The sequence below is a fragment of the Dendrosporobacter sp. 1207_IL3150 genome, from assembly GCF_036763085.1.
Taxonomy (GTDB): domain Bacteria; phylum Bacillota; class Negativicutes; order DSM-1736; family Dendrosporobacteraceae; genus JBAIYU01.
In genome coordinates, this window is sequence record NZ_JBAIYU010000010.1 from 740,483 (window position 1) to 752,968 (window position 12,486).

Here is a 12,486-nt window from a genome sequence, read left to right on the forward strand (position 1 = left end):
AATATCTTTGGCGTAACTGCTAACCGTCTAAATAATATTTAGGCCGCCTACTATTAATGAGGCTAGGTCTGAACCTTATTATAGCGTAAGTTAGCGTTGGAGCGTTAATAAGGTTCAGACCTAGCCGGACAAGTTATATGTGGCATAGATAATCTACGTAGTTCATCCCCTTAGCCCTAGTCCTACTTTTATTGAACAAATGAAAATCCGGTACAGCTGTACCGGATTTTGTTATTCGCCAGCCTTTTCAGCTGCCGACTGATTACGAGAGTCCCGAATCTCCTGCCATACGTCTCGGGCCAGATTATAAATATTACGCTCCAGTTTGGCCTGTTGATTTGAAATAATTTTATTAAAATAAGGTATCGCTTTTTCCACATTACCTGTGCGTCTAAACAAATCTCCCACCAAGTACGTTAGCGTAACTTCAGTCATATTGCCGATAGGCAGACGCTCACGAAAAAGTGCCTGCTCATAATGCTTAACTGCATTAACCAGAGCAACCTGTTCCTCAGTTGTCTGCTCTCCTTCACGGTACAGCCATGCCAACTTAAGATACAACCCGCCTATTCTGCTTGAAGCAACCTCTAGCATCTCGTTATAGAAAATAGCAAGCTTATAAGTAGCAATAGCCTGTTCTCTAGTTCTATTGCCGCTAAAATTAATATTAATCTGGCGTGATGAGAGAAATTTGGCTAATTTCTCTTTTGCAGCTGGAACTATCTCATCAAAATTACTATCCTGAGCAGCATAGCCACAGTGGGGGCATGCCCATATTGAATAGTAATAAGGATTAACATCTTGATAATACGTGCAAAAGTCACTGTCTTGCTTAATTTTCAGCAATCGTGAACGGACTTTAGTCACGCTGAATGTCTTGCCGCACAGAGCACACTCTTTATCAACTTGATATATGTAATCTGCCATAAAAACTCCCTCCATAGTAATACATTACCATATATTACTCAGAGGTCAAGATCAGTTTGGGAAATAAGTCTGTTGCAACTTATACATCTGGTAAAATAGTCCTTGTTTTTCTACTAGACTATCAAACCTTCCCCGCTCAACAACCTTGCCCTGATCAAGTACCAAAATTTTGTCCATAGCCTCTAAGCCTATTATACGATGGGTAATCATTAAGGTAGTTCTGCCCTTCATAAGTTCGCCTAATGCAGTCATAATTTGATGTTCAGTTAACGCATCTAAGCCTACAGCAGCTTCATCCAGCAGCAAAATCGGGGCATCTTTTAGTATGGCTCTCGCTATTGCTATCCTTTGACGCTGACCACCAGATAACGCCCTGCCATTATGGCCAACAGCGGTATCTAAGCCTTGCGGCAGTGTGCCGACAAATTCTCCTAATGCCGCCCCATGTATTGCAGCCATTAGCTGTGCTTCAGTCGCATCTGGACGTGCCAGTATAATGTTATCACGTATAGTTGCATTAAAAATATGCGTCTGCTGTGACACTACGCTGAAACTATTTCTTATATCCTCTGGACTTAAATCACGATAATCTAAACCACTCAGAGTTATACTACCTGAATCATACTCCCAAAAACGCAGAAGCAAATTTATAATTGTACTCTTCCCCGCACCGCTAGGACCGACAATGGCGACACTTCTTCCAGGTTTAAGTTCAAACGAAATATTCTGCAAGCCTTTTTTCCAATACTTATCTGTTCCAGAATTATAAGTAAAAGATACATCTTTAACTACAATGCTTAAATCATTTGGCAAATTAACTGTTTCTCTGTTTGTACTCACTGCAGCTTTTGTATCCACTATACTAAACAAACGCTGGGCTGCGGCTAAGCTTTCGTTAAAGTAGTGGACTGCCATCGGCAGCGGCAATACAGCTTCAAAGCTGCTTTGAACAGCTAAGGCCGCAGCTGCTAGATAAATTCCATCAACATAGCCTCCATTAACCAAAGGTATCATCAGCCAAAGTACAGCCCATAATGCGCCGTTCATTATTAAGCTACCAAGAGCTTCAGTTAATCCACTTAATGCTGCTACTCGCCCTTGCAAAGATGAAAGTTTTCCATTGAGACTTCGTATTGCGTCAAGTTGGTCCTCTTTACGATTATAGGCTGCTAGATCAGCAATTCCTTCAACACTATCCACTAGATACGCTTTTAGCTCAGATCTTACAGCAACAAGTTCACTGCCGGAATTTTTATTTAAGCTTCGTACCACCAGAGGCAAACCGATTCCAGTTAATAAGAAAGCTGTTGTTAAAATATATACCAGTCCAACAGTAAACTTCTGGACAAAAAATATCATTGAAGCCAAAATCATTATTGCCACAATCGGCGGTGCCAAAACTCGTAAATAAAAGTCTTTTAACGTCTCGATATCGCCAACAATTGCACCAAATAATTCTCCACTCTGCCAACTCTGCAATTTAGCCGGGGCTAGAGGTTCAAGGCGAGTATAGAACCAAACTCTAAGCTCACTCAAAATACGAAATGTCGCATCGTGAGAGATATAACGCTCTAAATAGCGGAAAACTGCTCTAGCTACGCCAAAAAACCTTACTCCGACTATAGCTACCGAGAGTTCCGCTACCGAAGGATGAAGTGCGGCACTAGCAATCAAAATCGCTGAAGTAGCCATTAGTCCGATATTACTTGCTACAGTAAGCCAGCCAAACAGAACTGCCAATGCCATTATAGGCCAAGCCGGCAGCATAATTTTAATAAGCCTAACAGCAGTCCTCATTCTGCACCTCGGTAAGCTGTTACCAGATCATAGTATAAACCCTTCGATCCAATAAGTTCAGCATGATTTCCACTTTCAGCTGTTCGCCCTTGATTAATAACAACTATCTTATCAGCGTTGTACACAGTCGTCAGGCGATGAGCAATAGTAAGCACTGTACGACCGCTAGCCAACCGATCAAGCGCTGACTGAATTTCATTTTCATTTTTGGCATCGAGACCCGCCGTAGCTTCATCAAGTATCAAAAATGGCGCATCTTTCAAAAAAGCTCGGGCAATTGCAATTCGCCGTTTCTCACCGCCGCTTAGACCATGTCCACCTTCGCCGATTAACGTATTATAGCCTTGCGGCAGCCCAATAATAAAATCATGAGCACCGGCATCAACTGCCGCCGACTCTAGCTCGTGCTGTTCTGCATCTTTTCTTCCAAAGCGGATATTATCAGCCACTGTTCCGTAAAACAGGTGTGCTGATTGGGGTACATAGGCTACCTTCTCCAGCCAAGCGGATAAGTCTAATTCGTCCAGTCTTTCGTTATTGATTAAAATCTCTCCTGACTGGGCTTCAACAAAGCCAAGAAGCAGGTTAGCAACTGTACTCTTTCCGGCACCACTTGCACCTACTAGTGCAACATTTTCGCCGGAACTTATAGTTAAGTTAAATCCCTTTAGAGCAGTCCGCTGTCCCTCTTGATAGGCAAAATAAACATCCTTAAATTCCAAACATATCTTGTCTTGTGGCAAAATCTTTTGATTCCCATCTCTTTTCACCACTGGTTTAGATAATACCTTATATATCCTTTCCGCCGCGCTCATACCTGCCATACCAGCATGAAACTGTGTTCCTAAATGTCTTAATGGCAAATAAAATTCAGGAGCAAGCAGCAGCAAAAAAAAGGCTTGGCTAAAGGTCAGGTTGTAATACAGCAGCCTTAGGCCAACAGTTACCGCGACTAAAGCTGTACTGATAGTCGCAACGAGTTCCAGCACCAATGCCGATACAAAAGCAACTTTTAATACACTGAGAGTAATATCGCGAAACTCATTGCTCATTCTGGCAATAACCCTTACTTGGTCAACACTGCGTCCGAAAATCTTGAGGGTAGTAAGCCCTTGCAGCACATCGAGAAAATGGGCACTCAGTCGTGATAAAGTTTCCCACTGACGTTTATTAAGCCTCTCGGCCATTTTTCCGATCAAAATCATAAATATCGGGATAAGCGGAGCAGTTATTAACAAAATTAAAGCTGTTGTAACATCTAACGGTGTAACTATTCCAAGTATTAATAGCGGCACTAGCGCCGCAGTACATAACTGTGGTAAGAATTTCGCAAAGTATGGCTCAATATTCTCTACACCCTCGACCATAAGATTTATTAACTCTCCAGACTGCTCCCCGCTTATATGTACAGGTCCTAATGCCAACAGCTGCTTGGCTAATCGCTCGCGCAGATTGCTTTTTATACTTACGGCCAGCTTGTGAGAAAAATGTTCATTCAACCAAACAAATATTGCCCTCAATATCATAATAACGAGCAGCATGCACATCCAAGGATAGACCGCTGACAAGTCTAAATCACCTAGAAATACCCCATCAATTATCTTTGTCAAATAGTCGGCTTGCAGTACGACTAATACCCCAGTACCTAGACTTAGACCAATCAGCGTCATAAACAGCTGTCTGTAATTTTTCATCTCTCTTATAAGACGCTTATCGATCATGACTTTCTCCTCTTTACTTAGCCGAGATGACGCTCATAATCAATGCCTGCTTGGGTAACTTTGACATCCTTTATATCAACGCTTTCTGGCATGCCATTTTCATTGACTTGAATATTTGCCCCTTCTATAAAACCATAATCTTGAAGTTTTTTTACTGCCATCATATAGATTTTTTCATTTAGCTGAACAAACTCAGCAGTAACTTTAGTCATATCTGGCTCACTCTTGAGCTGTTCCTTATAAAATTCCATAAGTACATAGTCATGGGGTCCAGTCAGGTCTACCTTTTTGAAATGCTCCTTTTCATGCTCACTATATTTCTTAGTAAGTTTAAGTAATAAATCAGAACGCATACTATCACCCTTTCTTAACCATTCTACTCACTCTAGCACTCTCATCAACAAAGATATACGATACTTATTCTATCTTATATTGTAATATATTTAAGGCCGGATTACTCCGGCCTTAAATAATTATTTTTTGCCTTTAGCACATTTATCAACAAGATACGCAATTGACTGATAGCTAATTCCCGCAGTATTTGCAAGACCAATCTCACAAGTACGGCTGTTAGAATAGCCACACTTACAGTCATGCGGCAAAGCTTCTTTTAAGTGTTCTAAAGCTGATTCATTTAGTTCCGGTACTTCAAAGCCTTTGTCACCAGCGAAACCGCAGCACCTTACTTTTTCCGGCACTATAACTTTTGTTGCACAAGCTTCAGCGATTGCCTTAAACTTTTCAGCTAATCCCATTTTGGTTGCACTGCAAGTGACATGTACCGCAATGGTTTCATCTGATTTTTCAAGGTCGAGCCTGTTTAATAATTGATCATGTATGAACTCAACAGTATCTAAAATCTTTAGGCGCTTATCCATTACCCGCTTCATCCGGTATACACATGGACTTGTATCGCAGAGCACAACGTACTCACCATTATTGCTGCATTCTAAGAGCGCTTTTTCTAGTTCTGCGCTCATGTTATCAGCCGCTTCAAAATAGCCTTTGCTCTCAAACGGCATACCGCAGCATAGTTTATCCATCTCTTTAGGATAAATAACCTCATAGCCAGCTTTATCAAGCAGCGAGACCATTACTTCGCTTATTTGACGCTGATCTACATCATCTTTTGCTGGTCCCATTGTTCTAGTAACACAGCTAGGGAAGTATACCACTTTCAGCTCGCTTTTGGTCTTTTTAGCAAGCGGGCATGGTGTCGAACCGCCACGAGGCAGCCATTTGTTCCATTGAGGTATTTTATTGCCGCTTATTTTTCTTGCACCAGTCGTCAGACCGTCCATTGTGCATGTCCCCAGCACGGAATGAGCTAAATGCGCTCCAGCCATTCCTAACTTAGCAAGAGTAGTAACTCCGGCAAAGTTTTCAGTCATAAATTTAGCTATATTCTTAGCTTTAGGTGATATCTTAGTAGAACGATCCTGCTTGGTAAATGAACCGGTGTTAATAGAAAGCGGACAGGTTGTTTCGCATAAACCATCGGTTGCACAGGTCTCATCACCAAAATACTCATAGTCTTCTTCAAAGCGATGAAGTCTTTCCGGGTTTTCTCCTGTATTTTTTAGTCTCGTTATCTCGCGCTGTACTGCTATACGCTGACGAGGTGTACTGGTTAAGTTTTTCGACGGACAGTTTACCTCGCAATATCCGCACTCAATACACTTATCAACAACATCATGCGTTTTGGGCATTAGCTTTAGATTTTCAAGGAATAAGTTCTTGTTATCCGTAATTATAACATCAGGATTGACCATATTATCAGGGTCAAATGCTTTCTTAAGACGTCCCATGAAAGAATAAGCTTTCTTGCCCCATTCCATTTCTACGAATGGTGCCATATTACGTCCTGTTCCATGCTCAGCTTTGAGTGCGCCGTCAAACTTATTGACAACCATCTCGCAAACTTCTTCGATAAATAACCGATACTGTTCGATCTCAGCTTCTGTATCGAAGGACTGGGTAAATACAAAGTGTACGTTACCATCTAAAGCATGACCATAAATAATTCCTGACTCATAGCCATTCTTATTCATACTTTCTCTAAGGGCAAGTACAGCCTCAGCCAGTTTATCTTTTGGGAAAGCAACATCTTCAATTATAACCGAAGTTCCGATCTTCCTAATTCCACCAACAGCTGGGAAAACACCAGCACGTATCTTCCATAACTTTTCATATTCTGCTTTAACATCAGTAAACTCTATTGGAAATATTATTGGAATGTCGGCAAGTACCTGCTTAACTTCGTCTATCTGCTTTAATAACGCCGCTTTTTCTTCAGTCCTTATTTCAACCAATAGCGCTGCTGCTTCAGATCCTAAGGTCTTCAAATATGCTGGCATGCCTGGTTTGTCCTCAACCGAAGACAGCGAGGCGCGGTCAATTAGCTCTGCTGCTGCAACGAGCGGGCGGCTAAGCCTCATAACCGCCTGACAAGCACTATTTATGTCTGGAAATATCATCAGTGCCGATGCCTTGTGGGCATGATCGACAACAGTTTTGTATGTAATTTCTGAAATGAAGCCCAGCGTACCTTCCGATCCAATCATAAGATGATTAATTATATCAAACGGATCATAATAGTCGACGAATGCATTAAGGCTATATCCAGTAGTATTTTTAATTTTAAATTTGTGTGAAATTAACGCTCTTAGTTCAGTATCAGCGTTAATTTCATCGCGAATAGCTTCGATAGCCGTTATAAGTTCTTGATGCTCATTTGCCCATTGCTTTTTGGAATTTTCATCAGCCGTATCGAGCGTACTACCGTCAGCAAAAATGAGTTTCATACTAGCTACAGTTTTATAGCTATTGTCTGACGTCCCACAGCACATACCACTTGCATTATTTGCCGCAACCCCGCCAATCATCGCATGATTTATTGATGCCGGATCGGGACCTATTTTACGAGCGAACTTTTTCAAATAGGAGTTTGCTTCTGAGCCTATAATGCCAGGCTCCAGCGAAATGCTCTCACCATTTTCACTAACACTATAACCGCTCCATCCTCCAGCTAACACAAGTAGTACTGAGTCTGTAAGTGCTTGACCTGACAGGCTTGTTCCGGCCGCCCGAAATGTCACCGGGATTTTAAGAGAGTGGGAAATCTTCATAATTTGTGAAACTTCGTTCACAGATCTAACTTTTACAACTAATTTTGGATTCATGCGGTAAAGGCTTGCGTCAACCCCGTACGCATATGTCCGGATGGGATCTGCAAAAATTCGTGTCTGTGGGATAAATGCCGATATTTTATCAAAGAACTCTTTATAATTCACTGGAAGATTTGTAATATCGCTTTCTCTTGATCTCATGCCCATACAATCTAACCACCTTTCATATATTGCCAATTTCTAACATAATTCGACTATTTTTTAAATTTTCCTACTATTGATCTTGTTATTGTGTTATTAATTTTGCGGTTTACCCTATTGTAACTTGTTAATTACTAAATTTTCTGTGATTTAGAACACATTCTCTGTAAATTTAGAAATAGCAGTTAATTCTAATCCTTACGCCCTTCCCAAATAAAAGGCTGGGATTATATATAATTCAAAGGTATCAGCGGCCTAAATAACTAGCTCTAATCGGGACATGTCTGTTAAAAAGCGGCTTACCCGAAGATAAACCGCTTTTTGTATTAATATTCTAGGTTTTTAGCAGTAACCCGCTTACGGAAAACCCAATAGGTCCAAGCTTGGTAGGCTAGCACGATTGGCACTAAGATAAGCGCCGCAATCGTCATGATCTTTAAAGTGTAAGGAGTTGAGGATGCGTTGTAAACAGTAAGACTCCAAGCTGGGTTTAAACTAGAAACCATCAGTCTTGGGAATAAACCGGCGAAAAACCCGATCGTTGTAAGAGCTATCGCCAAACCGCTCATAGCAAAACCCCAACCGTATTTTTTAACCCAAGTTAACCCATAGCCTGCAACAAATGCTACCACCGCACCCCAGAGTGCAATTCCACCCAGAGCACTTTTGAATAAATCAGTATTGGTGTAAGTTAAGCCTACACAGGTTAGAAAAACCACTGCTGCCGCTGCGCCGGCTTTTAAGGCAAAGGCTCTTGCCCGATCTATCATTTCACCTTCAACCTTCAAAGTTATAAACAGAGCACCATGGAAAAGGAATACCAGCAAAAAGGCTAACCCGCCCACTATTGTATAAGGGTTAAGTAAGTCAAAGAATGTACCCACATAAATCATCTTTTCATTGATCGGCACACCTTTAATAAGGTTGGTAACAGCTACTCCCCATAGCAGGGCAGGAACAGCGCTGCCGAAAAAGATAAGCCAATCCCAAGTACTGCGCCAGACTGGGCTATCATCTTTACTGCGGAATTCAAAGGCAACTCCACGTACAATCAGTGCGATTAATAATAAGAATAGAGCCATATAGAAGCCACTGAACATGGTTGCGTACACATGAGGAAAGGCTGCAAACATCGCCCCGCCTGCTGTGATCATCCACACCTCATTGCCATCCCAAACTGGTCCGATCGTATTAATAATTACCCGGCGTTCAACATCATTTCTCCCTAGGAAGGGCAGCAGCATACCAACTCCATAGTCAAAACCTTCAAGGAAGAAAAATCCTGTGAATAACACACCGACGAGGATAAACCATAAGATATTTAATTCCATAATGTCGCCCCCTTCGCCGCTGTTGCAGCAGGAATGCTTGGTTTAGTATCAACAGGTCCTTGCTTGATAAACTTAACAGCAAGATAACCGGCAGCTATTGCTAAAACTCCATAGACCACTGTAAAACCAATTAGTGATATCCAAATTTCACCTGCAGTAACATTAGGAGAAGCTGCTTGCGCTACTTTCTGCAGACCGACAACTATCCAAGGTTGGCGTCCGCCCTCTGTTACAAACCAACCGGTTGAGTTTGCTATATACGGTAGCGGTAATGAAAACAGCATTGCTTTGAGTGCGATTGGATAAGCTTCAAGTTTACCTTTATACCATAATAGAGCACAAAGTAGAGTTATGCCCATCATAACCATACCTGCTATTACCATTACCCGGAAGCTCCAAAACAGCGCTTTTACGTCAGGAACGTAGTTACCGGGGCCGTATTTTGCAACTGCTGCAGCTTGCAGTTCTTTAATCCCTTTAACTTCACCTTTAAAAGAATCATGAGCTAAAAAGGTTAATGCACCAGGCACCCCGAGTTCGAAGGTGTTAGTTTGATTCTTCTCATCAATAACAGCAGCAAGCGCGAATGGTGCTGGATCGGCTGATTCCCAAAGCGCTTCAGTTGCTGCAAGTTTCATTGGTTGATTTTTAGCAATAAACTGCGTTTGTAGATGTCCACTGCCCATTAACGCAAATAAACCAATAATACTCCAGACTAACCCCATTTTGAAGGAAGTACGGAACACCTCTAAGTGAGTACCTCTAATTAAATGATATGCACTTATTGCTAGAACAAAAATGCCAGCAGTAACTACACCTGAAAGAACTGTATGGGGAAACTGGTTGGCAACGTAAGGATTTGTGATAAGGGCAAAGAAATCTACCATCTCTGCCCGGCCATTATTCAAGGCATAACCAACTGGATTTTGCATAAACGAGTTTGCCGCTAATATCCAAAAGGCCGATAAATTGCTAGCAAAAGCTACTATCCAGATGCATGCGGCATGAAGTTTTTTGGATAGTCTATCCCAACCGAAAATCCAAAGTCCGATAAAGGTCGATTCCAAAAAGAAAGCCGTCAGCGCTTCCATTGCAAGCGGCGCTCCAAATATATCACCCATAAACCTTGCATATTCTGACCAGTTCATCCCAAAGTGAAATTCTTGAACTATGCCAGTAACAACTCCCATTGAAAAATTAAGTAAGAATAATTTCCCCCAGAACTTGGTCATTCTCTTGTATAGCTCATTGTCAGTACGAACATACATGGTCTCCATAATGGCGACCATTATTGATAAGCCTAGTGTCAGTGGTACAAATAGAAAATGATAAACTGTAGTGATACCAAATTGCCACCGTGCTAATAGGATTTCATCCATAGCATATATCCACCTCTCTTTTATTTTCTTGAGCAAGGGTCGCAAAATTAACCTGGCTTAGGGCTTGCAGAAACTGTCCTTGGATATTTTCTAAAGCTTTATGTACGGGACAAACTTCTGTGCAGCATTTATTGTATGACGTTTGCTCTCCTAAGCAGCGATTAAGTGAAATATGGCCCTCCATTGCTTCAATAACACTTAACAACGTTATTTTATAGGGTGATCTTGCAAGCTCGAAGCCCCCGTCTACACCGCGATGCGATTTGACTATCTCGGCCTTGGCTAAAGATCGCATTATTTTCTGCAAAAACTGCGGTGGTATCTTTTGCTGTTCAGCAATTATCTGACCGCTAATAATCCTGCCTGGCGCACCAGCCAAATGGAGAACTACTCGAAATGCATAATCTGTTGCCTGATTCAGCTGCACTCCTTAACCCTCCTCTCTTAATATAATACTGTACTCGTTTGGTATTAATTACATTGTAATACTTCTCCGAATTGTTCGTCAATACTTTTCTATGAATATTTATTATTTAATAATATCATCTGTCCAGCATTGCATCTATGATTTTTGTTGATAGATTAACTAGCTAAACCATTGATAATCCTCTATAATCTGGAATCACCCGCCTGTAAAATTTGAGAATAAGTCTATTTATTTTATCTATTACAGCCAAAAAGCTCTGTATTTGTTAATTCATCAAGATAAAAAGGACTCAGGCGCCGGCCTGAGTCCTCTTATTCGTTCTCAAAACTCATTATTATCTTCATTAAATCTGTCTAGCATCGAGATAGTATCGATTAAGTGATTATTAAAAATATGCCGCGCAACTGTTAACAGTTCAACAATCATTGGATCACGCAGCGAATAAGTTACCTTATTGCCGTCTTTTGTGCCAAACACAATGTTTTTATTGCGCAATATTGCTAGCTGTTGCGAAACCGCCGAGCCTTCACTGCCGATTATTGCTTGTATCTCGTTAACATTTTTATCACCTTCAGACAGCAGCTCTAAAATTCGGATACGTAAAGGATGGGCCAGAGCTTTAAAAAAGTCTGCTTTAAATCGTTGTAACTCTAGGTTCATTTTTTACCTCCAAACAAAAACCAATTCACTCATTCTCTAGTTGCCGCTACTTCTCTGTTCGAATAACTTTCTAATCGATCCAGAGCTAGCATAATCCCCTCTATTAGAGCCGATGGCCGCGGTGGGCAACCAGGCACATATACATAAACAGGCACTATTTTGTCCACTCCGCCCATATTAGCGTAAGACTGTCCTACGACACCCCCGCCGCAAGCACAAGATCCAACTGCTACTACCATTTTGGGAGCAGCAGCCGCACTATAAGTTTTCTTAAGTGCGATCTCAAGATTGCGAGTTACACCGCCAGTAACCATAAGCATGTCGGCATGACGAGGCGAAGCCACAAAATCAACCCCAAAGCGCTGAATATCATAAATAGGATTACATAAGGCCATCATCTCAAAATCACAGCCATTACAGGAGCCTGCATCTACGTGGCGGATATGCAAAGAACTTCCCAATACTTGTTTAATCCTTTGCTTTAGATTCAGACCTAGATCTATCGCTGTTTTATCTTCCATTATAGCATATTCCTCTCTTTATAATACCTGCCGATTGCTTTGCAGCATAATTGGCGATAGCTCAACCAGCTCATTTTTATCTTTAACAGCTATATAACAATTATTTGTTACTTGAATAGCGTTATCTCCACAAGCATCATAACAAGCACCACAAAAAATGCACTTCGAGTGAGTCAAACATAAGTACACCTTATCACTACTGGAACAGCTTCCAATTGCCCCACTAGGACATGCTTCAATACATTTCCCGCAACCTGTACAATTGCCGGCCTCAACCTTTACTTTTCCACGGTATTTTACAGAAGCTTGCTGCAAGGGCTGCAAATTAGTAACAGTACCTATCTTAAAAATTTTCCTTATTATTTCAAACAAGCTAATTACCTCCGATAATCAG

Annotated in this window: 11 protein-coding genes; all 11 read right to left on the reverse strand. The window is 41.3% G+C overall.

Annotation, left to right across the window (positions count from 1 at the left end; translation table 11 throughout):
• Positions 1-231: 231 nt before the first annotated feature.
• A complete protein-coding gene (locus V6C17_RS07025) occupies positions 232-927 on the reverse strand; it encodes a DUF2225 domain-containing protein (protein WP_333521839.1) in 696 nt (231 codons plus the stop codon).
• Between the two features lie 51 nt (positions 928-978).
• On the reverse strand, positions 979-2,724 hold the full coding sequence (gene cydC / locus V6C17_RS07030; RefSeq protein ID WP_333521840.1) for a thiol reductant ABC exporter subunit CydC: 1,746 nt from the start codon (positions 2,722-2,724) through the stop codon (positions 979-981).
• On the reverse strand, positions 2,721-4,445 hold the full coding sequence (gene cydD, locus V6C17_RS07035; protein ID WP_333521841.1) for a thiol reductant ABC exporter subunit CydD: 1,725 nt from the start codon (positions 4,443-4,445) through the stop codon (positions 2,721-2,723). Before cydD ends, cydC begins: the two co-directional genes overlap by 4 nt.
• 17 nt (positions 4,446-4,462) lie before the next feature.
• Positions 4,463-4,798: a YjcQ family protein gene (locus tag V6C17_RS07040; RefSeq protein ID WP_333521842.1), complete on the reverse strand. Its 336-nt coding sequence runs from the start codon at positions 4,796-4,798 to the stop codon at positions 4,463-4,465.
• A gap of 120 nt (positions 4,799-4,918) precedes the next feature.
• A complete protein-coding gene (locus V6C17_RS07045; RefSeq protein WP_333521843.1) occupies positions 4,919-7,780 on the reverse strand; it encodes an FAD-binding and (Fe-S)-binding domain-containing protein in 2,862 nt (953 codons plus the stop codon).
• A 320-nt stretch (positions 7,781-8,100) separates the two neighbouring features.
• A complete protein-coding gene (cydB, locus tag V6C17_RS07050) occupies positions 8,101-9,105 on the reverse strand; it encodes a cytochrome d ubiquinol oxidase subunit II (RefSeq protein WP_333521844.1) in 1,005 nt (334 codons plus the stop codon).
• Positions 9,096-10,484, reverse strand: a complete 1,389-nt coding sequence (locus tag V6C17_RS07055; protein WP_333521845.1) for a cytochrome ubiquinol oxidase subunit I — start codon at positions 10,482-10,484, stop codon at positions 9,096-9,098. Before V6C17_RS07055 ends, cydB begins: the two co-directional genes overlap by 10 nt.
• Complete coding sequence (locus V6C17_RS07060; protein WP_333521846.1) at positions 10,477-10,911, reverse strand: RrF2 family transcriptional regulator; 435 nt, start codon at positions 10,909-10,911, stop codon at positions 10,477-10,479. The genes V6C17_RS07055 and V6C17_RS07060 overlap by 8 nt, the downstream gene beginning before the upstream one ends.
• A gap of 321 nt (positions 10,912-11,232) precedes the next feature.
• On the reverse strand, positions 11,233-11,571 hold the full coding sequence (locus V6C17_RS07065; protein ID WP_333521847.1) for an ArsR/SmtB family transcription factor: 339 nt from the start codon (positions 11,569-11,571) through the stop codon (positions 11,233-11,235).
• Between the two features lie 29 nt (positions 11,572-11,600).
• Positions 11,601-12,092 carry an NADH-quinone oxidoreductase subunit B family protein gene (locus tag V6C17_RS07070; protein WP_333521848.1) on the reverse strand — a complete coding sequence of 164 codons (492 nt, stop codon included), beginning with the start codon at positions 12,090-12,092 and terminating at the stop codon, positions 11,601-11,603.
• An 18-nt stretch (positions 12,093-12,110) separates the two neighbouring features.
• Positions 12,111-12,464 carry a 4Fe-4S binding protein gene (locus V6C17_RS07075; RefSeq protein ID WP_333521849.1) on the reverse strand — a complete coding sequence of 118 codons (354 nt, stop codon included), beginning with the start codon at positions 12,462-12,464 and terminating at the stop codon, positions 12,111-12,113.
• Between the last annotated feature and the right edge of the window lie 22 nt (positions 12,465-12,486).